The sequence below is a fragment of the Nonomuraea sp. NPDC052116 genome, from assembly GCF_040680035.1.
In the GTDB taxonomy this organism is placed as follows: Bacteria; Actinomycetota; Actinomycetes; order Streptosporangiales; family Streptosporangiaceae; genus Nonomuraea; species Nonomuraea angiospora_A.
This window is the reverse complement of sequence record NZ_JBFAWA010000022.1, coordinates 145017-167671: the sequence shown is the minus strand read 5'-3', so window position 1 is coordinate 167671 and position 22655 is coordinate 145017. Positions and strand designations below refer to the sequence as shown.

Sequence of the window (22655 nt, the reverse complement as noted above, 5' to 3'; positions counted from 1 at the left end):
ACCTCCCGGTAACCGGGTCGGGGTGGTGGCGGGGGCTGAGATCACGGGTTTGACGTAGTGGAAGGAATGGATGAGATGGACAAGTTGGCGAGTAGGCGTGCTCTGCTGGGCGGGGTGCTGGGTGGTATCGGGGCGGCCGTCGTCGCAGGGCCGGCCGAGGCGGCGAGTCGTACCGGTGCGGGGGCCGGGGTCGTGGGCCGCGCCGGCAGCGGGAGGGCGGCGGGAGCGGGTGGGCTGGATGAGGGGGTACGCGGGGGGAAGGGGGTGCCGCGGCCGGTGGCGCCGGTCAATCAGGAGGTGGCGGCCAGGTTCGGGCCCGAGTACAAGACGCTGCCGACCGCCGTCGCCGGCGTCGACATCGAGCCGCTGATCGGAATCGCGTCGGCCGCCGACATCGCCGCCAAACGCAAGAGCATGATCGACTACATCTGGAAGGGCGCGGGGCAGCCGAAGACGCTCCCCACCGTCGAGACCGGCGTGTCGGCTCCCGACTTCGCCTCCCTGACGGGTGTTCGCCGGATCGACCGGCTGACGGTCCCCCTCGGTTACCAGGTTTCGGCCAAGGTGTACGACATCGTCCCGCGCCACGGGTGGAACCGGCGCCTCGCGCTCTACCACAACGGCCACGGCGAGCCGTTCGACACCATGCTCCGCACCGTCCAGGCCCTGCTCGACCGCGGTTACCGAGTGATGGCGTACGCGATGCCGTTCCAGCACTGGAACCAGCAGCAGATCGCCGACCCCAAGGACCCGGCGAAGCTGCTGCCGAACCCCTCCCACCGCGAGCTCCCGCCCTGGGAGAGCACCGAGTTCTCCGCGCTCACCTTCTTCCTCGAACCGCTCACGGTCACCCTCAACCACGCGCAGGCCACGTACCGGCCGGCCTCCGTCGAGATGATCGGCCTGTCGGGCGGGGGCTGGACGACGACGGTGTTCGCGGCGCTGGACCCGCGCGTCACCCGCAGCTATCCCACGGCCGGGTCGCTGCCGTTCTTCCTGCGTCCCGCCTCGCCGAAGCCGCGCCCCACGACCGGCGACTGGGAGCAGACCAAGGAGGCGCTGCCCGGCTTCTACGCCGCCGCCTCCGACGACTTCCTCGACATGTACGTGCTGGCGTCCGTCGGTCCGGGACGCGGGCAGGTGCAGATCCTCAACCGGTTCGACGAGTGCTGCTTCAACGGGGTCGGGCACCGCGTCTACCAGGCCCCGGTACGCGACCGGGTGGCGCTGCTCGCCGGCGGGCGGCCCGAGCACGGACGGTGGGATCTCCTTGAGGACGCCACGCACGACGACCACACCATCTCGCCGTTCGCGCTGTCCGTCATCCTCTGGGACCTTGACACCACAAATGTCACAACATAATATCGGAATATAGATACGTACTTGAATAGATATTCAAGGTAGATGGAAGGGTGTGCATGGCGGGCCGTACCTTTTCCCACCGGCGCAGAGTGATCGTCAACACCGACGCCAAAAACGAGGCGGACGACCAATTTGCCATCGTGCACGCCCTGCTCTCACCGAGCCTCGATATACGCGGGCTGATCGCCGCGCATTTCGGCAATCGCCGCACCCGGTCGAGCCTGGAGGAAAGCCGTGCGGAAATCGACCTGTTGCTGCGGTTGATGAAGCTCGACGGCACGGTCAGGGTCGAGGACGGCGCCCCGTACGCGCTGCCCGACGTGGTCACCCCGGTCCCGTCTCCCGGCGCGGACCTGATCATCGAAGAGGCCATGCGGGACGTCTCCGAGCCGCTCTACGTGGCCTTCCTCGGCCCGCTGACCGACATGGCCTCGGCCCTGCTCCTGGAGCCGCGCATCGCCGAGCGGGACGTGACCGTGATCTGGATCGGCGGCAACGGGTACGACGGGCGCGGCGGCCTGCCCGCCCGGCCGGAGTTCAACCTGTCCAACGACATCGTGGCGGCCAACGTCGTGTTCTCCTCGGCGGTCAGGGTCTGGCAGGTCCCGGCGCCGACGTACCGGATGACGGCGGTCGGATACGCCGAGCTCGACGCGAAGGTGGCGCCGTACGGCGAGATCGGCGAGTACCTCGTGCGCCAGCTCGTCGAGTGGAACGAGCAGCACAGCGGGCCGTCGATCGAGTTCCGCGCGCTCGGCGATTCGCCCGCGATCGGGCTGATGCTCCACCCCGACTGCGGGACGTGGGTGGAGCGCCCCGCCCCGAACTTCCGCCACGACGGGTCGTACGACTTCTCTCTCGAAAATCGGGCGATCCGTACGTACGACTCGATCGACGCGCGGTTCATCTTCGAGGACTTTTTCGCGAAGCTGCAGGCCTTCGCCCGGCGGTAGGCGCGATGGTGGGAGGGAGGGGTGCGATGTGGGCTCGCCGACGTTCGGGAGCGGGAGCGGGGCGGTCGGGCACCCTGCCGGCGGTCTGCGGCTCGGGCAGGGCTCGCCCGGCTCGCGACCCTGGGCCGTAGGAGTGGGCTCCACACGGTGCTGGGGTAGTTCGGGGGCCTCGGCGCGGCGCCGACCAGGTCGAACGGGCGGCGGGCAGATGGTGCTGGAGCGGCGACGTCGAACGGGTCCTTCGGTGGTGCTGAACCGGCGACGGCGACCTGGGCGCGGGGGGACAGTGCTGGGGCGGCTGCGGCGACCGGGCGGCGGGGCGACGGTGCTGGGGCGGCGTGGCTGGCAGGTGGGGGTGGCGGGGGCGCGGTCGGTGTACGGTCCCGTCGGGTGCTGTCCTGGGTGGCGGGTCGTGGCGCGTGCCACGTACCCGGGGCATCGTGGTGCGAGCGTCGCCGCGGGCTAGCAGAATGGCACTCGGCAGTGGCCCGGGCTCGCCACCGGACCAGCATGAGCGGCGGAGCCGAAGCGGAGGCCAGCGATCGTGGGAGCTGACAGTCAGTTCGAGAAGGGCCGCTCCGGCGGTGAGCCCATGAGGTTCAGCGGTCGCCGGCTCGGCCAGGAGTCGGAACGCATGCGGCTCCTGGTACGGGTCGCCCGCCTCTACCACGAGCACGGGGTGCGCCAGCCGCAGATCGCGGCTCAGCTGCGCATCTCGCAACCGCGGGTGTCGCGGCTGCTCAAGGAGGCCGCGGAGATCGGCATCGTACGCACGGTGGTCGTGGTGCCCAGCGGCGTGCACGCATTACTGGAGGAGGATCTCGAGCGCAAGTACGGCGTGGAGCAGATCATCGTCGTGGACGCCACCGGCGACAACCACGACGTGGTGGCCGCGCTGGGCTCGGCCGGCGCCACTTACCTGGACGCCACGCTGATCGGCGGCGAGTACCTGGGCATCTCGTCCTGGAGCGCCAGCCTGCTGGCCACGGTGGAGGCCATGCAGCGCCGTCCGGTGCAGGTGGCGGAGGAGGTCGTCCAGCTCATCGGCGGGGTGGGCAAGGGGTCCGCGCAGGTCCAGGCCACCCGCCTGGCCGCCCATCTGGCCGACCTCACGGGCGCCGAGCCCGTCTTCCTGCCCGCGCCCGGCCTGGTCGGGTCCGCCGCCGCCCGGCAGGCGCTTTCGGACGATCACGTCGTACGGCAGGTCGTGGATGCCTGGTCGCGGCTGACCACGGTGCTGGTGGGGATCGGGAGCCTGGACCCGTCGCCGCTGCTGCGTGACAGCGGGAACGCCATCTCGGAGGAGGACTTCGAGACGTTGCGGGAGTTGGGGGCGGTGGGTGACGTGTGCCTGCGCTTCTTCGACGCCGAGGGGCGGCTGATCGCCTCGCCGCTCGAGGAGCGCATTCTTGGCATCTCGGCGGCTGATCTGCTGCGGGTGCCGCGGCGGATCGCCATCGCTGGGGGTCGCCGGAAGACGGCGGCCATTCGGGCGGCGTTGCGTGGGGGTTGGGTGAACACGCTCATCACGGATGTGGGTGTGGCTGAGCAACTCCTGAAGGACTGACCTTCGCCTGGTCAGGGGCGGTCTTGCTGGGGGCAGTCTTGCTGTGCCCAGTTGCGCGCGGCTGCTTGAGGGCCGGTGAGGAGCCTAGGTCCGATGAGGGCTGAGGGCCAGCCATGGAGTGCAGCGGGCCCCAGGGTGCTGAGGGTGCGCGGGGTGCTGAGGGCCCCATGGCCTGCTGAAGGTGAACGAGGTGCTGAGGGCCCCATGGCGTGCTGGGGGCCGATGAGCGCAGGGGCACGGGGAACGCTTCTGCTGGGCGCTGTGCATCGTGCGCCGAGCCGCGTGCGGGAAAGGCCGTAGGTCGCACGGCGGAGGTCGCCTGGCTTGCGCGCCGGAGGGGGTGCCGGGCTTGGGCGGTGGGGGTCGTCGGGCTTGCGTGCTGCAGGTCGCCGGGCCTGGGCGGCGGAGGTCGCCGGGCTCAGGTGCAGGAGGTCGCCGGGTTTGGGTGGGGGTCGGCGATCCCGCGTGGCGGAGGCCGTCGGCGTGCGCGCCCAAAAGCGTCGGCCTCGTGCGGGAAGACCCTCAGTCTCGTGGCGCCGGACGCCGTCAGGCTCGTGGGGCCGGGCCGGGCCGGGCCGGGCCGGGCGGGGCGGGGCGGGGCGGGCCGGGCGGGGCGGGCCGGGCGGGCCGGGCGGGTGAGGGTGGGGTGAGGTGGGTGGGTGGGTTCGGGTGGGCCGGTTGCGGGGGTTGACGCTGGATCTGGCGGGTTGGAAAGCGCTCTTGACAGTCACAACGGTGTCGTTCACGATGTGATGAATCCACTCCATTCATGGCTGAATAAAAATTCTCACTTAGCGACAGCGTGGTCCGGAGTCGTGCCGAAAGACGGCACAGCCCTGTCTATTCGGGGCAGAAAGCGAGCGTTTCGCATGAGCGAGGCCGAAGGCTTCGATCGCCAGCAATCAGAATTCAGTCGCCGGGATTTCGTGCGGTCCGCGGCGTTGGTTCCGCCCGCCGTGGCATGGGCGGGCACCTCCGGCGTGGCGGCACCGCCCAGCCCGAGCCCCACCCCCACCATCGCGCCGAAGGTGAGGGCGAAGGGTGTGCCCGCCTTCCCCGGCGCCGAGGGGGCCGGGATGTACACCATCGGCGGCCGGGGCGGCGCCGTGTACGAGGTGACCACCCTCGACGACGACGGCCCCGGGTCGTTACGTGAGGCGGTGGCGAAGTCCGACGGGACGGTCGTCTTCCGGGTCTCCGGGAACATCAGGATCAAGGGCGGCCTCGACATCACCGGCTCGAACCTCACCATCGCCGGCCAGACCGCCCCCGGTCACGGCATCACCGTCATCGGCAACGAGACGCAGATCAAGGGCAGCAACATCATCCTGCGCCACCTGCGCTTCCGCGGCGGCGACGAACTCGGCACCGCCATCGACACCTTCGGCGCCCGTGGCGTGCGGGACATCATCATCGACCACTGCTCCTTCAGCTGGGGCGTGGACGAGTGCTTCTCCGTCTACGGCAACACCAACGTGACCGTCCAGTGGTGCATCATCTCCGAGGGCCTGGTGAACTCGGTGCACCCCAAGGGCCGGCACGGCATGGGTGGCCTGTGGGGCGGCGACACCATCACCTACCACCACAACCTGCTCATCCACGAGAACGGCCGCAACCCGCGCTTCAGCTTCACCGAGGGCATGAGCCTGGCGGTGGACCACCGCAACAACGTGATCTACAACCCCGGGATCACGACCTGCTACGGCGGCGAGTGGGCCAACGGCATCAACATCATCGGCAACTACTACAAGCCCGGCCCCAACACGCTGCCCCCGATCGCCAGAACGATCGTGGCCCCCGGCCGGTTCGGCGAGTGGCACGTCAGCGGCAACACGGTCGAGGGCCACGCCGACCTCACGGCCGACAACACGCTCGGCATCACCTACCCGACCGGCGGCATCACGCTGCGGCCCAGGCCGGTGGAGTTCGGGAACGGCATCACGGAGCAGCCCGCGCAGCAGGCGTTCGCGACGGTCCTGGAACAGGCCGGAGCCACCCTGCCTCGACGGGACGCCATCGACGCCAGGCTGATCAACGAGGCGCGCACCGGCACGGGGCGCCACATCAACTCCCAGAAGGACGTGGGCGGCTGGCTGCCGGCACCGCCCGAGGTGCCCGCTCCCGCCGACAGCGACCACGACGGCATGCCGGACGAGTGGGAGACCGCCCAGGGGCTGAACCCGGAGAACGCCGACGACGCCAAGACGGTGGACGGCAGCGGGTACACGAACCTGGAGCGCTACCTGAACTCCATCCAGCGAGCCGGGGCCGGCAACCCCGAGGTGGCGATTCTCTCCCCCAAGATCGACCAGGTGTTCGCGGCGGCCACGGACCAGCAGTCCGTCGTCGTCCAGGCCGACGCCAAGGCCCTCGACGGCGCGTCCATCGCCAAGGTCGAGTTCTTCCACGGCGACAAGAAGATCGGCGAGGCCACCGCGGCGCCGTACCAGGCGACCTGGGCGGACGCGACCGACGGCACCTACTCGCTGACGGCGCGCGCGACCGACAGCACAGGGTCGGCGACCACCTCGTCGCTGGTGCCGATCCACGTCACCCGCACCATGACCCACAAGCCGTGGACGGCGAAGGACATCGGCGAGGTGGCCATCCCCGGGAGCACGGCGCTGAAGGACGGCGTGTTCACGCTGAAGGGGTCCGGGAAGATCGCCGGCTGGAAGGACTCCTTCCACTTCGCCTACCAGGCCGTCGGGTTCAGCCAACAGGGCGAGGTCATCGAGATCACCGCGCGGGTGGACAGCATCAGCATGGGGCACGTCGACGCCGTCGCGGGCATCATGGTGCGCCAGGACCTCGCGCCGAACTCACCGTTCATGATGGCCGGCATCGGCCTGTCCGCGAGCGGTGACGACGGTGCCGGCATGCGCGCCAAGGCCATCAGGGTCGCCTCGAACGGCAAGCAGCCCAGCGTCGGCATCTGGCCGGCCGCCGGTGAGGACCCGCTGAACCCGAAGAAGCCGTACTGGCTGCGCCTGGTCTGCCGGAGCCTGCCGACCGGGGACAACGAGTTCGAGGCCTTCCTGTCGTCCAACTCACTGAACTGGGACCGCATCGGCTACGAGCGCATCGCGATGCGGACCGGCCGGTTCTACATCGGCCTCGCCGTCGACGGGAACCAGGAGGCGAACGCGGTCCACGCCTACACCACGGCCAGGTTCAGCCTGGTGAAGGTCAATCGTTAGAACTGGAGTACCCCCCATGACCCACCAACCGTTCACGAGGAGGAACCTCCTCCGCGGCGGCGGCCTTCTCCTGCTGACCACCGCCACCGGCTGCAGCTTCTTCGACACCAGCCCCGACACGGGCGGCGCCGTCCAGGCCGCCGACATGTCCGCCAAGGAGTCCCCGGCGCTGGCGCAGCTGGTCAAGAGCGGCAAGCTGCCGCCGCTGGAGCAGCGCCTGCCGAAGAACCCCCTCGTCGTCACGCCGCTGAAGGAGCCGGGCAGGTACGGCGGCACCTGGGCCTCGGCCCTCGTCGGCGACGACGACATCGACTGGCTGACCAACACCCTCGGGTACGAGCCCCTGGTCAGGCTCAAGCCCGGCACGAACGGCCAGAAGGGCCCTGACGACATCGTGGCCAACGTGGCGGAGTTCGAGGTCAAGAACGGGGGCCGGGAATACGTCTTCCGCCTGCGCGAGGGCCTCAAGTGGTCGGACGGCCAGCCGTGCACCGCCGACGACCTGATGTTCGCCTTCGAGGACGTGGCCACGTACCACGACCTGCACACCACCGGCATCTACGACCTCTACCTGGAGAACGGCAGCACCACCGAGCGGGTGAAGGTCGAGAAGGTCGACGACCGGACCGTCCGCTACGTCTACAAGGAGCCGAAGGCGGGGTTGCTGTTCCAGATCGCGGTCGCGACGTTCGAGCGGCCCGGCCCGATCGGGTTCCTGCTGCCCAAGCACTACCTCAAGCAGTTCCACAAGAAGTACAACCCGGACGTCGACCAGCTGGCCAAGGACGAGCAGCTGGAGGACTGGACGCAGCTGTTCATGCAGAAGCAGGACCCGTGGCACAACGCCGACCAGCCCACGCTGCACGCCTGGAAGGTGAGCAGCCCGATCGGCAAGGGCACGGCGCTGGTGGCCGAGCGCAACCCGTACTACTGGAAGGTCGACCAGCAGGGGCGCCAGCTCCCGTACATCGACCGCTACCGGGCGGAGGTGCTGGGCGACGTCCAGGTCGAGCTGCTGAAGATCATGAACGGCGAGATCGGCATGCAGCTGCGCAACTTCAACACGCCGGAGAACAAGCCGCTGGTCTCCCAGAACGCCGCCAAGGGCAAGTACCGGCTGTTCGACGTGCCGAGCCGGCTCAGCAACACGATGATCATCCAGTTCAACCAGAACATCGCGGACGACGAGCTGCGCAAGCTGTTCCAGAACAGGGACTTCAGGATCGGGCTGTCGTACGCGATCAACCGCAAGGAGATCATCGACGGCGTGTACGCGGGCCAGGGCGAGCCGTGGCAGGCCGCGCCGTCCAAGCGGAACGTGGTGCACAACGAGGCGTTCGGCAAGCAGTACACCGAGTTCGACGCGGCGAAGGCGAACGAGCACCTCGACAAGGCCGGGCTGACCAAGAAGGACGCCGACGGCAAGCGCCTGGGCCCCGACGGCAAGCCGCTGATCGTCACGGTCATGGCCAGCACCGAGTTCCCGCACCACACCGAGGCGCTGGAGTTCGTGAAGAAGGGCTGGGAGGCGGTCGGGGTCGGGCTGCGGGTGGACCCGGTCGCGGGCACGCTGTTCACCGAGCGCACGATGGCGAACCAGCCGCAGGCCTCCACGTACACCTGCAGCGACTTCGACATCATCACGGGCACCGGCGGCGACCACTACTACGTGCCGAGCAACTCCGGCAGCGCCCGCTACGCCATCCGCTGGGCGCAGTGGTACGGCAGCAAGGGCAAGGCCGGCGACGAGCCGCCCAAGGAGGTGCGCGACCAGTTGGAGGCGTTCACCACGATGCGCACCGAGCCCGACACCACCAAGGCGATCGAGTCCGCCAAGAAGGTGGTCGAGATCGCGGCGCAGCAGTTCTACGCGATCGGGATCAGCACGTACCCGGACGAGTACGGCATCGTGTCGAACAGCTTCAAGAACGTGCCCGACTCGATGGCCAGCGCACCCACCACCCCCGGGCCGACCCAGCCCGAGCAGTACTCCCTCTGAGGGGCCGACGTGCTGGGCTACTTCGGCCGCCGCCTGGTGTACGTGGTGGTGACGCTCTGGGCGATCTCGATCGTCACGTTCGTCATCATCAACCTGCCGCCGGGCGACTACGTCTCGACGCTCGTGGCCAACGCGCAGGCCGGCGGCGAGGGCATCACCCCTGCGGAGATCGCCAACCTCAGGCACCGGTACGGCCTCGACGACCCGCTCCTGCTGCAGTACTGGCGCTGGATCACGGCGATCCTCCTGCACGGCGATTTTGGTCAATCGTTTGCCTGGAACCAGGCGGTCTCCACGCTCATCGGCGAGCGGGTCGCGCTGTCGGCGGTGCTGTCGATCAGCTCGCTGCTCATGGTCTGGGCGATCGCGTTCCCGATCGGCATCTACAGCGCGGTCAAGCAGTACTCGTGGGGCGACTACGGCTTTTCGTTCCTGGGGTTCATCGGCATGGCGGTGCCGGAGTTCATGCTGGCGCTGGTCCTCATGTACGTCGGCTTCCGCTTCTTCGGCCAGAGCGTCGGCGGCCTGTTCTCCCCCGAGTTCCAGGACGCCGCCTGGAACCTGGGCAAGGTCCTCGACCTGCTCGGCCACCTGTGGGTGCCGATCGTGGTGATCGGCGTGTCGGGCACCGCCGGCATGATCCGGGTGACCCGGGCGAACCTGCTGGACGAGCTCTACCGCCCGTACGTGCACACGGCCAGGGCCAAGGGCCTGCCGGAGTGGAAGCTGCTGCTGAAGTATCCGGTGCGGATGTCGCTCAGCCCGTTCTTCAGCACGGTCGGCTGGCTGCTGCCCGGCCTGATCGGCGGGGAGACGATCGTGTCGGTGGTCATGAGCCTGCCGACCGGCGGCCCGCTGCTGCTCAACGGCGTCATGAACCAGGACATGTACCTGGTCGGCAGCTTCATCATGATCCTCAGCACGCTGACCGTGATCGGAACCGTGCTGAGCGACCTGGCGCTGGCGTGGTGGGACCCGCGAATCCGCAAACGGTACAAGAGAGAGTAGCGCCGCATGTTCCTCAGGCGACCGACCAAGGAAGTGGGAACGCTGCCGCAGTGGCGGCTGATGTGGCGGCAGTTCCGCAGGCACCGGCTCGCGCTGGCCGGGATGGCCATCCTGGTGCCGGTGTATTTCGTGGCGATCTTCGCGGAGTTCTTCGCGCCGATGTCCAGTTCGACCGCGAACACGTCGATGACGTACGCGCCGCCGCAGGCGCTGCGCTTCTCGGGCGACCTCGGCCTGTACGTGCACGGCTACCGCACCGAGCGCGACCCGAAGACGTACGAGCAGCGTTACACCGAGGACCCCGGCCAGCGGATCGACGTCGGGCTGTTCGTGCACGGCGACGAGTACGAGCTGCTGGGCCTGATCCCGTCGGACCTCCACCTGATCGGCCCGGTCACCAAGGGCGAGCCGGTCTTCCTGCTGGGCTCCGACCAGAACGGGCGCGACCTGCTGTCCAGGCTCATCCACGGGGCCCGGGTGTCGCTGTCGATCGGCCTGGTGGGGGTCGCGGCCAGCTTCTTACTCGGCATGCTCATAGGCGGCATATCCGGATATTTCGGGGGCGGCGTGGACAACGCCGTGCAGCGGGTCATCGAGTTCCTGATCGCGATCCCGACACTGCCGCTCTGGATGGCGCTCTCGGCCGCGCTCCCCACCGACTGGGGGCCGCTGACCAGGTATTTCGCCATCACGGTGATCCTGTCGCTGATCGGGTGGACCGGGCTGGCGAGGGACGTGCGCGGACGCTTCCTGTCGCTGCGCGAGGAGGACTTCGTCATGGCCGCCCGGCTGGACGGCGTGGGCCGGCTGTCGATCATCTTCCGGCACATGATCCCGTCGTTCGCCAGCCACATCATCGCGTCGCTGTCGCTGGCCATCCCGAGCATGATCCTCGGCGAGACGAGCCTGAGCTTCCTCGGGCTCGGCCTGCAGGCGCCGGCGGTGAGCTGGGGCGTGCTGCTGGAGGGCGCCCAGAACATCCGCGTGGTCGCGAACGCCCCCTGGCTGCTGGCACCGGGCGTGGCGGTGGTGATCGTCGTGGTGGCCATGAACTTCTTCGGTGATGGTCTGCGTGACGCGGCGGACCCGTACGGGAACAGGAGGGTCCGGCGTGGCCGCAGACGACGTGCTGCTTGAGATCGAGGACCTGCGCACCCACTTCCTGCTCGACGACGGCGTGGTCTGCGCGGTGGACGGCGTGGACCTGCGGGTGCGCAAGGGTGAGACGCTGGCCATCGTCGGCGAGTCCGGCTGCGGGAAGAGCGTCATGGCCCGCTCGATCCTGCGCCTGGTGGACCCGCCGGGTCACATCGAGGGCGGGCGGATCACGCTCCACCGCGAGGGCGGCCCCGTCGAGCTGGTCGGCGCGAACCGCCGGCTGCTGCGGCAGGTCAGGTGGCGGGACATCGCGATGGTGTTCCAGGAGCCGATGGCCTCGCTGAGCCTGGTGCACACGATCGGCAGCCAGATCGTCGAGGCGGTCCGGCTGCACGAGAACGTCGGCAAGGCCGCCGCCCGGCGGCGCGCGATCGAGATGCTCGACCGGGTCGGCATCCCCATGCCGCAGCGCCGGGTGGACGCGTACCCGTTCGAGCTGAGCGGCGGGATGCGGCAGCGCGCGATGATCGCGATGGCGCTGTCCTGCCGGCCGAGCCTGCTCATCGCCGACGAGCCGACGACGGCGCTGGACGTGACCACCCAGGCGCAGATCCTGGAGCTGCTGCGGGACCTGCAGGCGGACTTCGGCATGGCGATCATGATGATCACGCACGACCTGGGGGTGGCCGCGCAGGTGGCCGACAGCATGGCGGTCATGTACCTGGGCCGGGTCGTGGAGTACGGGGCGGCCGAGCAGGTGCTGGCCGCACCCCGGCATCCGTACACGCGGGCGCTGCTGCGCTCGATGCCCCGGCTCGGGCGGGCCTCGCGGACCCGGCTGACGGCCATCAAGGGCATGGTGCCCCCGCCGTACGCGCGGCCGGACGGCTGCCCGTTCCACCCGCGCTGCGACTCCGTCGTGGCCGGGAAGTGCGACGTCGTGCTGCCGCGCCGGGTCCCGATGGCCGACCGCGAGGTCTCCTGCCTGCTCTACGAGGAGGAAGCGTGAGCACGGAACCCCTGCTCAGCATCGAGGGGCTGACCAAGCACTTCCCCATCCGCAGCGGGCTGCTGGGCCGCCAGGTCGGCGCGGTGAAGGCGGTGGACGAGGTCGACCTGGCCATCGAGCCGGGCAGCACGCTGGGCCTGGTCGGCGAGTCCGGCTGCGGCAAGACCACGCTCGGCCGGTGCATCGTGCGGGCGCACGACCCGACCGGCGGGCGCATGCTCTACCGGCAGCCGGACGGCTCGGTCATCGACGTGGCGGGGCTGCAGGAGAAGGAGCTCAAGCCGTACCGGGCGCAGGTGCGGATGATCTTCCAGGACCCGCACTCCTCGCTCAACCCGCGCAAGACCCTTCGCGAGATCATCGGCGAGCCGATGCGGGCGCACAGGTACGGCTCCAAGGAGGAGATCGACGAGCGCGTCGGCGAGCTGCTCGACCGGGTTGGCCTGCGTCCCGAGTACGCCAACCGCTACCCGCACGCCTTCAGCGGCGGCGAGCGGCAGCGCGTCGGGATCGCGCGGGCGCTGGCCCTGTCGCCCCGGCTGGTGGTGGCCGACGAGGCCGTGAGCGCGCTGGACGTGTCGGTCCGCGCCCAGATCCTGAACCTGCTGAGGGATCTGCAGGAGGACTCGGGCCTGGCCTACCTGTTCGTCAGCCACGACCTGGGCATCGTCGAGCACGTCTCGGACGTGGTCGCGGTCATGTATCTCGGCAAGGTCGTCGAGCAGGGCCCCACCGAGGAGCTGTACACGCGACCGCTGCACCCGTACACCGAGGCGCTGCTGTCGGCGGTGCCGGACCCGGACCCGGCGGCCAAGCGGCACCGGGAGCGGATCAAGCTGCTGGGCGACATCGCCGACCCGGCGCACGTGCCGCCGGGCTGCCCGTTCCATCCGCGCTGCGTGTACGCCAGGGACACCTGCCGTACGGAGCCGCCGCCGCTGCGCGAGGTCGGGGGCCGCCGGGTGGCCTGCCACCTGGCCGAGGAGCTGGAGCTGCGCGGCGTGCCGGACCCGGACGTACGGGAGGTGAAGGCATGAGTGATCCCCGTTTCGACGGCGTCGTCAGGCCATCGATTCCGGGCGTGCGCGAGGCGCTGCTGCCCGCGCCGCACGGCCCGGACAACCACGCGGCCAACCTGCTGCGCACCCAGGGCGGCGACCTGCTGTGCACCTGGTTCAGCGGCCCGGAGGAGGGCCACCCCGGCACAAACGTGGTGCTGTCGCGGCTGGCCGGCGACCGCTGGGAATCGCCCCAGGTGATCGCCGCCGACCCGGAGCGCAGCGAGCAGAACCCGGTGCTGTTCGAGGCGGACGGGCTGCTCTGGCTGCTGCACACCTCCAGCGAGCCGTACGACCAGAAGAGCGCGCACGTCGTGGCCAGGACCTCGGCGGACGCCGGACGTACGTGGAGCGAGCCCTGGGTGCTGCTCGCCGAGCCCGGGATCTTCGTGCGGCACCCGCCGCTGATCCTGGACGACGGCACCTGGCTGCTGCCCGCCTACCACTGCGGCGCCTCCGGCGACCGCAGCGTCGTCGAGGTCAGCGAGGACGGCGGGCGCACCTGGACCGAGCACCCGGTCCCCGGCAGCCGCGACCTGGTGCAGATGACGATCGCGCGGCGGCCGGACGGCCGGCTGCTCGCGCTGTTCAGGGACCGGAAGGCGGGCCGCGTCCACGCCTCGGCCTCCGCCGACGGCCGTACGTGGTCGGCTCCCGAACGGACCGACCTGCCGAACAACGACTCCTCCGTCCAGCTCACGAGGGTGGATGGCCGGCTCGCGCTCGTCTACAACGACGCGAGCCTGGAGCGCGACCAGTTCAGATGGGTGACCAAGAACGGGGAGCGGCGCAGGAAGGCGCTGCGCACCCCGCTGGTCCTCGCGGTATCGGAAGACGGCGGAGCCCGGTGGCCGCACCGGCGGGTGCTCCAGGACGCCGACCCCGAGTACTGGCAGAACGAGCTCGGCTACTCCTACCCGAGCGTCATCGACGGCGGCGGCGGACGCCTCCACGTCGCCTTTTCCTACCTGCGGAAGACCATCAAATATCTGGAGATCAGCCAGCCATGAGATTCAGGCAGAGCATCTTGTACGGCGCGCTGGCGGTGGCCGTGGCCGTCCCGTCGTACGTCATCGATGACGGCGGCGGCGTGGTGCGGGTGGAGCCGACCGGCTCGTACGCCTGCCGCCAGGACGTGGCCGCCCCCGACCCGAACGTGCCCAAGGTCCACGCGGCCGCGATCGCGCAGGCGCCGGCGGGCGACATCCTGACCGTCTACTACGGCGGCACCTCGGAGGGAGCGCCCAACCAGGCGCTGTACCTGTCGCGCCTGGCGGTGGGCAAGAAGACGTGGTCCAAGCCGGAGGTGGTGTTCGACGAGCCGGGCAAAGCCGACGGCAACCCGGTGCTGTGGTCGGACGGCAAGCGTCTCTACCTGTTCTTCGTGACGATCGAGGGGCACGGCTGGGAACAGGCACCGATCCGGCTGATCACCTCCGACGACGGCGGCCACACCTGGAGTCAGCCGACCTCCATCCGCAAGGAGTGGGGGTGGATGGTCGGCACCAACCCGATCCGCATGTCCAACGGCGAGGTGCTGCTGCCGATCTACGACGAGGCGGGGTCCAGCTCCGGCTTCTACGTCTTCAGCCAGGACATGAGCACGTGGAAGGCGTATCCGGAGGAGCACACGAGCTGGATCAAGACGGCGAAGAGCTCGATCCAGCCGACGGTCGTCGAGGTGGAGCCGGGCAAGCTGGTCGCCTACCTGCGCACCGGCGACGGCGCGATCTACAAGAGCGTGTCGACCGACTTCGCCCGCACCTGGAGCGCGCCGGTGGCCGAGCCCATCGGCAACCCGAACTCGCGGATCGCCGCGCTCAAGCTGGACGACGGCAAGCTGGTGCTGGCCTACAACCCCTGGGTCGAGCACCGCTCCCCCATGCGGGTGTCGCTGTCCCCCGACAAGGGCCGGACCTGGGAGAACTCCGTCGACGTGGAGGCGCAGTCGGGGCCGCAGTTCACCTATCCGGTGATGACGCAGAGCAGCGACGGCTTCATCCACATGGTCTATTCCTACAACCGCAACAACATCCGGCACGTCGTCTTCAACGAGTCCTACCTGCGTGACGCCGTGGGCCTGCTGTCGAACTGGCCCGAGCACACGATCACCGAATTCAGGAACGGCGTCCGGCGGAATGTCGTGCGCCAGTGCAGCTACACGCCTTCCAACGGGGAGACCGAATGAACCACAAGACCCGCGGGCTCGCGCTGCTCGCGCTCGCTCTGACCGTCGTCGCCACCCCCGCGAACGCTTCGGCCGCAGAGTGTAAGAACGTCCCCAACAAGTACAACCAGCCGTTCAGCGTCTGCGACGACGAGCTGTTCATCTTCGCCGCCAACTACAAGCCGTTCGAGTCGAGCGTCGACGGGAACAGGCAGGGGACCAGGGTCTTCGACGAGATCATCGGGAACAAGCTGCGGGCGGCGTTCCCCGGGGTGAAGATCAAGTACGCGACGTGGGACCTCCCCGTACGCTACGAGAACCTCAAGAGCGCCGGGGTCACCCCCGACATCATCATCGAGGACCCGAAGTCCCGCATCGACCGTGACCTGGAGCCGATGGGCTGGGTCGGCGACCTCACCCCCGACCTCCAGAAGGCCGGCATCGACCTGAGCAAGCTCAACAAGGCCAGCGTGGAGCTGGTCAAGTCGCGCTCCGACGGCGGGGTCTACGGCGTGCCGCTGTTCATCGACGAGCACGTGCTGCTCTACAACAAGAAGATCTTCGACAAGTTCGGGGTGAAGTACCCCAAGCTCGGCATGACGTACGACGAGGCGTACAACCTGGCCAAGAAGCTGACCAGGGACGACGGCCTGGACCACTACAAGGGCTACATGCAGCACCCCGACCAGTACCTGGAGTTCAACCAGCTCGGCCTCTACCCGTTCCAGCCCACCGCGAGCGAGGAGCCGAAGCCCGAAGAGGTCAAGGTCAGCATCAGCGGCAACGGCTGGAAGCAGTACGTGGAGAACCTGTACCGCTTCCTGGAGATCCCGCGCAACGACTTCACCACCGTCACCGACTTCTTCAAGGGCGACATGAGCCGGCCGGGACACCTGGCCATGGCGGTCGAGACGCTGTCGCGGCTGAACATGTACGCCGGCAGCGAGCTGTTCATCGAGGACGGGGACGAGGAGTCGTTCAAGGAGCAGGCCAAGAACGTCGACATCGGGGTCACCTCCATCCCGGTGCTCAAGCGGGGCTCCAAGGCGATCTACCAGCCGAACACCCGGGCCGCGTTCATCCCGCCGACCTCGGCGAAGAAGGAGCAGGCGCTGCAGATCGTCAAGTGGCTGGTCTCGGAGGAGGCCCAGACCGAGCTGTCCAAGCAGGGCATCAAGGCCGTGCTGCAGACCGACAATGTCGTGTCGAACTTCGGCAAGAGCGTCCCCGAACTGGCCGGCATCGACACCTCGGGCGTGTACTGGGGCGAGAACGCCACCGTGTCGAACTACCAGAACACCGAGTTCTGGGACCTGCCGCTGTACTCGGTCTTCCGCCAGCACGTGCTGCGGGACGGCATGACGGCCGAGCAGTCGCTGACCGTCTCCGAGCAGCAGGACATCCCCGCCTACATCAAGGCGCAGGCCGCCGCTGGGAAGGACTGGTGATTTTTCCGGACACCGTGGAGCGCTGGGACGTCCACGAGATCGAACTGGCCGGACCGGCGGGCGGCAACCCCTTCGCGGAGGTGCGCCTGTCGGCCCGGTACCAGTACCGCAACCGCGTCGTGGAGGCCGAGGGCTTCTACGACGGCGACGGTGTCTACCGCGTCCGGTTCATGCCGGACGCGGTGGGTCCGTGGCGGTTCACGACCGTCAGCAACGTGAGCGAGCTGGACGGGCACGCAGGCGGCTTCGAGGTGACGCCCGCGTCCGCCGGCAACCACGGTCCCGTGCGGGCCGTGGGGACGGGTTTCGCGTACGCCGACGGGACGCCGTACCTGCCGTTCGGGACGACCTGCTACCACTGGACGCACGACCTGGACGAGGAGCGCGAGCGCGAGACGCTGCGGACGCTGGCGGCCTCGCCGTTCAACAAGCTCCGCATGTGCGTGCTGCCGACGGGACAGATGGCGCCCCCCGAGGTGCCGTTCGCCGGGCGGGACCCCGATGGGCTGGACAAGAACCGGTTCAATCCGGCCTTCTTCCGCCACCTGGAGGCCAGGATCCGCGACCTGCGGGACCTCGGGATCGAGGCCGACGTGATCCTCTTCCACCCGTACGACGGCGGCCTGCGCGGCGTCGAGGACATGGGCCGGGAGACCGACCACGCCTACCTGCGCCACGTCATCGCCCGCCTGGCCGCCTACCGCAACGTGTGGTGGTCGGCCGCCAACGAGTACGACTTCAACCGGGCCAAGACCGTGCGCGACTGGGACGACATCCTGCGCACGATCCAGCGGCTGGACCCGTACGAGCACCTGCGTTCCATCCACAACGGCACCCGGATGTACGAGGTGGCGTCCCTGTACGACAACACCAAGCCGTGGATCACCCACCAGAGCATCCAGCACTGGGACGCCACACTGACGGACGAGTGGCTGCGTGCCTGCCCCAAGCCGGTGGTGATCGACGAGATCTCCTACGAGGGGAACATCGGCAGACGCTGGGGCAACGTCAGCGGTGCCGAGCTGGTGGACCGGTTCTGGGAGGGCGTGACACGCGGCGGCTACGTGGGGCATGGCGAGAGCCTGGCCGGCTTCCAGGCACGGGCGTGGATCGGCAACGGCGGCGGACTGTACGGGGAGAGCCCGGCCAGGATCGCGTTCCTACGGAAGATCGTGGAGGCCCGCCGCGACGGCGTGCACCTGCGCTACCTCGGCCGGCGCCGGCCCTCCTCCGCGACCGTCGAACTCCCGGAAGGGGACTACGAGGTGGAGCTGATCGACGCCTGGAACATGACGATCATCCCGGTGGACGGGGTGCACCGGGACCGGGTGCGCGTCGGGCTGCCAAGCCGGCCGTACCTGGCGCTGCGAATGACGAGGGTGTGATCATGATTTCGCTGGCGACCACCGCACTCGGCTGGCACCTGTACGGCGAGAAGCGGCGGGCGCGGACGCTGGCCACGCTGGAGTCGTCGCCGTTCGACCGGGTGCGGATGGCGGCGTTCGCGACGCGGTGCTCGCTGGACTCGCTGGAGGAGCGGGTGGCGGAGCTGGGCGCGATCGGCGTGACGGCCGAGCTGGTCCTGCTGCACCCCTCCGACGGCATCGGGGACGTGGACGCGGCGGCCCGCCTGGTGGCGGAGGTCGTGCCGCGGCTGGCCGCGCACGCGAACGTGTGGTGGTCGCTGGCCGCCGACCCCACCCTTTTCCCCGAAATTTCCGAACACGACTGGGTACGTCTCGCGGACCTGGTCGCCGAGGAGGACCCCGGGCACCACCCGCTGTCGATCACCGCCGAGGCGGGCTCGCCGCTGCTGTGGCGGCGCGCGTTCACGCATGGGAGCGTGGCCGCGCGCAGCCCGCGCGACGCCTGGGTGCTGACACGCGACCACCACAAGCCGGTGCTCATGGACATGTGCGGGTACGAGGGGGACTCGGACGATCCATGGCACAGCCTGACCCCCGAGGAGGTCGTCGCCCAGGCATGGGACGGGTCGGTGCGGCGCCGGTACGTCACGCACGGGGAGTCGTACCTCGACGACGAGGGACTGACCTGGTCGGAGGCGGGCGGCACGCTGGCGGGCGCGGCCGTGGCGCGGCTGGGGCTGCTGCGGGAGGTGATCGCGGAGACGCCCGAGGCGGCGCGGTACCGGGACCGGGACGCGCCGATGCTGGAGGTGCCCGGCGAGTTCTACCTGGAGTACTGCGGGGAGCACCGGTTCCCGGTGCGCGAGTACGAGGTGCCGCGCGGGCGGTACGACGTCGAGGTGATCGACACGTGGGAGATGACGGTCGGCTCGCTGGGGGTCCAGGAGGGCGGGACGCTGACGGTCCCGCTGCCGGCCACCGGGGCGCAGGCCGTCCGCCTCAGGCGGCGCCCGTGACGGCCCCCTCGAACGGCACGCCCGCCCCGGCACCACCCGGGCGGGCGCCCGCGGCGGGCGTCGTCGCCGCCCTCACCGAGCCGGGCGGGAAGGTCGTCGAGGTGCTGGCCGGTGCGGGCGGCCCCGAGGTGCGGCTGCGCCACCGCGACGCGGACGGCCAGCACCTGCGGGCGCCGCTGCGCGGCCTGCTCACCGCCTCCACCGGCCGCCCCTGGCGGATCGAGCACCCGGGCTCCGTCCACCTCGCGCCCGGGGGCGAGGCGCTGGTGGTGACGGCGCGGACGGGGCCGCTCGGGGCCCGGCTGGAGCTGGCCTTCACCCCCGACGGCCTGCTCACCCTCACCGCCACCTGGCACAACGACTCCCCGCACGAGGCGACCGACGTGGCGGCGGGCCTCCTGCTCCCCCTCCCCACCGACGACGCGAACGTCACCATGCCCGGCGTCCTCTACAACGGCAACCCCTCCTCCGACCCCGGCCGCAAGGTTCCCCGCATCGAGCCGGGCGGCGGTTTCGTGTGCGAGCAGGACCGCCTGCCCATCCCCGCCGTGAACGCCGCCTGGTCCGGCCGGTACGTCAGCCTGTTCGCCCACCCGGAGCCCCGCCGCGACGCGGACGGCAAGGTCACCTACGACTCCCTCGGCGTCGTACGACAACCGGGCCTGACGGTGGCGGCCATGACCGGCGTGATCATGTTCGACGGCAGGCCCGACGTCGGCTACGTCAGCAAGGCGGAGGTCGTGGACGACCCGATCGGCTACCGGAACCTGGCCCCGGGCGAGACGATCATCACCAGGCACACCCTCGACTGGGGCCCGGTCGAGCCGCGCGGCCACGGCTTCAGGAAGCTCGTCCATGCGCGGCTCCACCAGGAGGACGAGAGCGCCCGCCCGCTCGGCCGGGAGGACATCGTCCGGCTCAAGGCCAACGCCATGGACGCGCGCTGGACCGGCCACGGCTACCTCGCCTACGAGGGCACCCGCCACGGGCGGCCCCGGTCGTACCTGTACGGCTGGACCGGCCAGTGCCTCAAGCTCGCGCTGTGCGACGCCCTGCTCGGCCGCCCGGAGCGGACCCGCCGGGCGGCGGACTTCTACGTCGAGGGCAGCCGGACGCCGACCCCGGGGCTGCGGCACGGCCGGTTCCTGCTCGACGACGGCCGGTGGGAGACGTTCCGCAAGGACGGCGCGGACTTCGTCTCCAGCCGCGCCCACGGCGAGACGGTCGCCGACCTGGCCGGGATCGCGCTGCACTTCAGGGAGGCGGGGCTGCCGGTCCCGCCCGCGTGGGAGGAGGCCGTGGAGGAGGCCGCCGCCTTCTTCTGGCGGACCAGGCAACAGGAGGGCATCGTCCCGATCGGCTGGACGCCGGACGGGCGGCCGTTCTCGGCGATGGTCAGCGCGGCCGGCATCGCCTGCGTCCAGGCCATGCTGGGCGCGTACCGGCTGGGCGGCGAGCGGGTGTGGCTGCGGCGGGCCGAGGAGGTGCTGGAGCATTATCACCGGCTGCACGCGGCCACGTTCGAGCGGCCGTTCGCGCACGCCACGCTGGACGCTTCCGGCGAGGACAAGGAGGCCGGGATGTACTACTTCCTGGCCGCCTTCGAGCTCTACCGGCTCACCGGCCGCGACCTGTACGCGCGGTGGGCGGAGGCGGCGGCGGACTGGCTGCTGACGTTCGTCTACGTGTGGTCGCCGGAGTTCGACGCGGGCAGCACGTTCGAGCGGCGCGGGTTCGAGGCGTGCGGCTGGCCGTCGGTCAGCGTGCAGAACCACCACCTCGACGTGTTCTTCCCGACCTCCGAGCTGATGGAGTTCGGCCTGCTGACCGGCCGGCCCCGGTACGCGGCCAGGGCCGAGACGATCCTGCACGCCATGGGCCAGGGCATCTGCCGCGAGCCCGGCGACTGGGGCTTCGGGACGCCCGGCGAGCAGGGCGAGGGGTTCTTCCAGACCAACTGGCAGCGCAAGGGCGAGGCGAACACGTGGAACCCGTCCTGGGTGATCGCGCTGCCCCTCTACCACGCGCTGCGCATGAGGAAGGTGGCATGAACGAGGAAGAGGCGTGGCGGTACGCCGACGAGCTGCGCGAGCGCGTGCGGCCGCCGGAGTTCCCCGACCGGTGGTTCGACCTCACGGAGTTCGGCGGGTCGGGGGGCACGTGGACGGGGGCGTTCCACGCCGCGATCGAGGCGTGCCACCAGGCGGGCGGCGGCCACGTGCGGGTGCCCCCGGGCACGTACACCACCGGCGCCGTCCACCTGCTCAGCAACGTGGACCTGCACGTGGAGGCGGGCGCGACGATCCTGTTCAGCACCGACCCCGCCGACTACCTCCCCACCGTCTACACCCGGTTCTCGGCCATCGAGTGCTACAACTACTCCCCCTTCATCTACGCCTACGGCCAGGAGAACATCGCGATCAGCGGCGCCGGGACGCTCGACGGCGGGGCGGGGCCCGAGCACTGGTGGCCGTGGGTGGGCACGCCGGAGTTCGGCTGGCGGCCGGGCACGCCGCACGAGGCCGACGACTGGGCCGCGCTGCAGCGGATGGCCGCGCGGAACGTGCCCGTCGAGGAGCGCGTGTTCGGCGCGGGCCACTACCTGCGGCCCAACCTGATCCAGCCGTACCTGTGCCGCAACGTGCTGGTCGAGGGCGTGCGCATAGTCCGCTCCCCCATGTGGGAGATCCACCCCGTACGCTGCGAGAACGTCCTGGTCAGGAACGTGACGATCCACTCGCGCGGCCCCAACAACGACGGCTGCGACCCCGAGTCGTGCCGCTCGGTGGTGATCTCGGGGTGCGTGTTCGACGTGGGCGACGACTGCATCGCGATCAAGGCGGGGCGCGGCCCCGACGGGCGGCGGGTCGGGGTGCCGTGCGAGGACGTGCTGATCGAGGACTGCGACATGCGTCACCGGTACGGCTCGGTCGCGATCGGCACGGACACGACCGGCGGGATCCGCAACGTCTTCGTCCGCCGCTGCCGCTGGGGCGGGCCCGGCCTGTACTTCGGGCTCTACATCAAGACGAACTCGGTGCGCGGCGGCTTCGTGGAGAACGTCTTCGTCAAGGACATCGAGATCAGCGGGCTGACCAAGGAGGCGGTCTCGATCGACCTCTACCACGGCGACGGGCACAACGGCGACGAGGCGCCGCTCATCCGCAACATCAACGTCGCGGGGCTGCGCAGCGACCGGACGCGCAGCGCGTACCTGCTGCGGGGGTATCCCGAGCAGCCGCTACGGGAGATCACGATCAGGGACAGCTCGTTCACCGGGGTGCTCCGGGCCGACGTGGCACAGCACGTCGAGAACCTGTCGGTCACCGGCGTCACGGTGACCGACGCGTCTCAGGAGTAGGTCTCTGGGAGGTACGGCCGGGCGCGCGCGGCGACGGCCGTG

General features: G+C 69.9%; 16 protein-coding genes. All 16 read left to right on the top strand.

Annotated elements, in window-relative coordinates:
- The first annotated feature begins 75 nt into the window (after nucleotides 1-75).
- The 16 genes from AB0L65_RS36710 (at nucleotide 76) to AB0L65_RS36635 (ending at nucleotide 22613) form a co-directional block, all read left to right on the top strand.
- Nucleotides 76-1362: a hypothetical protein gene (locus AB0L65_RS36710; RefSeq protein WP_364255108.1), complete on the top strand. Its 1287-nt coding sequence runs from the start codon at nucleotides 76-78 to the stop codon at nucleotides 1360-1362.
- 56 nt (nucleotides 1363-1418) lie between these two features.
- Nucleotides 1419-2315 carry a nucleoside hydrolase gene (locus AB0L65_RS36705; protein WP_364255105.1) on the top strand — a complete coding sequence of 299 codons (897 nt, stop codon included), beginning with the start codon at nucleotides 1419-1421 and terminating at the stop codon, nucleotides 2313-2315.
- A gap of 544 nt (nucleotides 2316-2859) precedes the next feature.
- Entirely contained in the window at nucleotides 2860-3882 is a 1023-nt protein-coding gene (locus tag AB0L65_RS36700; protein WP_364255102.1) for a sugar-binding transcriptional regulator, read from the top strand.
- A 1028-nt stretch (nucleotides 3883-4910) separates the two neighbouring features.
- On the top strand, nucleotides 4911-7082 hold the full coding sequence (locus AB0L65_RS36695) for an Ig-like domain-containing protein (protein ID WP_364255099.1): 2172 nt from the start codon (nucleotides 4911-4913) through the stop codon (nucleotides 7080-7082).
- A gap of 16 nt (nucleotides 7083-7098) precedes the next feature.
- Nucleotides 7099-9081: an ABC transporter substrate-binding protein gene (locus AB0L65_RS36690; protein WP_364255096.1), complete on the top strand. Its 1983-nt coding sequence runs from the start codon at nucleotides 7099-7101 to the stop codon at nucleotides 9079-9081.
- 9 nt (nucleotides 9082-9090) lie between these two features.
- Complete coding sequence (locus AB0L65_RS36685; protein ID WP_364255093.1) at nucleotides 9091-10089, top strand: ABC transporter permease; 999 nt, start codon at nucleotides 9091-9093, stop codon at nucleotides 10087-10089.
- Nucleotides 10090-10095: 6 nt separating this feature from the next.
- Nucleotides 10096-11226 carry an ABC transporter permease gene (locus AB0L65_RS36680; RefSeq protein ID WP_364255090.1) on the top strand — a complete coding sequence of 377 codons (1131 nt, stop codon included), beginning with the start codon at nucleotides 10096-10098 and terminating at the stop codon, nucleotides 11224-11226.
- Nucleotides 11201-12196 (top strand): ABC transporter ATP-binding protein, encoded by a 996-nt coding sequence (locus tag AB0L65_RS36675; RefSeq protein WP_355201091.1) that lies wholly within the window; start codon nucleotides 11201-11203, stop codon nucleotides 12194-12196. Before AB0L65_RS36680 ends, AB0L65_RS36675 begins: the two co-directional genes overlap by 26 nt.
- Nucleotides 12193-13233 (top strand): oligopeptide/dipeptide ABC transporter ATP-binding protein, encoded by a 1041-nt coding sequence (locus AB0L65_RS36670; protein ID WP_364255085.1) that lies wholly within the window; start codon nucleotides 12193-12195, stop codon nucleotides 13231-13233. The genes AB0L65_RS36675 and AB0L65_RS36670 overlap by 4 nt, the downstream gene beginning before the upstream one ends.
- The gene (locus AB0L65_RS36665) at nucleotides 13230-14264 is read left to right on the top strand and encodes a sialidase family protein (protein ID WP_364255082.1); all 1035 of its coding nucleotides are present in this window, start codon (nucleotides 13230-13232) and stop codon (nucleotides 14262-14264) included. Before AB0L65_RS36670 ends, AB0L65_RS36665 begins: the two co-directional genes overlap by 4 nt.
- A complete protein-coding gene (locus AB0L65_RS36660) occupies nucleotides 14261-15442 on the top strand; it encodes a sialidase family protein (RefSeq protein ID WP_364255079.1) in 1182 nt (393 codons plus the stop codon). Before AB0L65_RS36665 ends, AB0L65_RS36660 begins: the two co-directional genes overlap by 4 nt.
- Nucleotides 15439-16869, top strand: a complete 1431-nt coding sequence (locus AB0L65_RS36655) for an ABC transporter substrate-binding protein (protein WP_364255076.1) — start codon at nucleotides 15439-15441, stop codon at nucleotides 16867-16869. Before AB0L65_RS36660 ends, AB0L65_RS36655 begins: the two co-directional genes overlap by 4 nt.
- Nucleotides 16866-18254, top strand: coding sequence for a DUF5060 domain-containing protein (locus AB0L65_RS36650; protein WP_364255073.1), 1389 nt, complete (start codon nucleotides 16866-16868; stop codon nucleotides 18252-18254). The genes AB0L65_RS36655 and AB0L65_RS36650 overlap by 4 nt, the downstream gene beginning before the upstream one ends.
- Before the next feature lie 2 nt (nucleotides 18255-18256).
- A complete protein-coding gene (locus tag AB0L65_RS36645; RefSeq protein ID WP_364255070.1) occupies nucleotides 18257-19252 on the top strand; it encodes a DUF5605 domain-containing protein in 996 nt (331 codons plus the stop codon).
- Nucleotides 19249-21303, top strand: a complete 2055-nt coding sequence (locus AB0L65_RS36640; RefSeq protein WP_364255067.1) for a hypothetical protein — start codon at nucleotides 19249-19251, stop codon at nucleotides 21301-21303. The genes AB0L65_RS36645 and AB0L65_RS36640 overlap by 4 nt, the downstream gene beginning before the upstream one ends.
- Nucleotides 21300-22613: a glycoside hydrolase family 28 protein gene (locus tag AB0L65_RS36635; protein WP_364255064.1), complete on the top strand. Its 1314-nt coding sequence runs from the start codon at nucleotides 21300-21302 to the stop codon at nucleotides 22611-22613. Before AB0L65_RS36640 ends, AB0L65_RS36635 begins: the two co-directional genes overlap by 4 nt.
- The last annotated feature ends 42 nt before the right edge of the window (nucleotides 22614-22655 follow it).

What these genes read in the sequence shown, in the direction of transcription:
- AB0L65_RS36710 (WP_364255108.1), top strand. Translation starts at nt 76, where the DNA reads ATGGACAAGTTGGCGAGTAGGCGTGCTCTGCTGGGCGGGGTGCTGGGT.
- AB0L65_RS36655 (WP_364255076.1), top strand. Translation starts at nt 15,439, where the DNA reads ATGAACCACAAGACCCGCGGGCTCGCGCTGCTCGCGCTCGCTCTGACC.
- AB0L65_RS36690 (WP_364255096.1), top strand. Translation starts at nt 7,099, where the DNA reads ATGACCCACCAACCGTTCACGAGGAGGAACCTCCTCCGCGGCGGCGGC.
- AB0L65_RS36635 (WP_364255064.1), top strand. Translation starts at nt 21,300, where the DNA reads ATGAACGAGGAAGAGGCGTGGCGGTACGCCGACGAGCTGCGCGAGCGC.
- AB0L65_RS36680 (WP_364255090.1), top strand. Translation starts at nt 10,096, where the DNA reads ATGTTCCTCAGGCGACCGACCAAGGAAGTGGGAACGCTGCCGCAGTGG.
- AB0L65_RS36665 (WP_364255082.1), top strand. Translation starts at nt 13,230, where the DNA reads ATGAGTGATCCCCGTTTCGACGGCGTCGTCAGGCCATCGATTCCGGGC.
- AB0L65_RS36645 (WP_364255070.1), top strand. Translation starts at nt 18,257, where the DNA reads ATGATTTCGCTGGCGACCACCGCACTCGGCTGGCACCTGTACGGCGAG.
- AB0L65_RS36660 (WP_364255079.1), top strand. Translation starts at nt 14,261, where the DNA reads ATGAGATTCAGGCAGAGCATCTTGTACGGCGCGCTGGCGGTGGCCGTG.
- AB0L65_RS36705 (WP_364255105.1), top strand. Translation starts at nt 1,419, where the DNA reads ATGGCGGGCCGTACCTTTTCCCACCGGCGCAGAGTGATCGTCAACACC.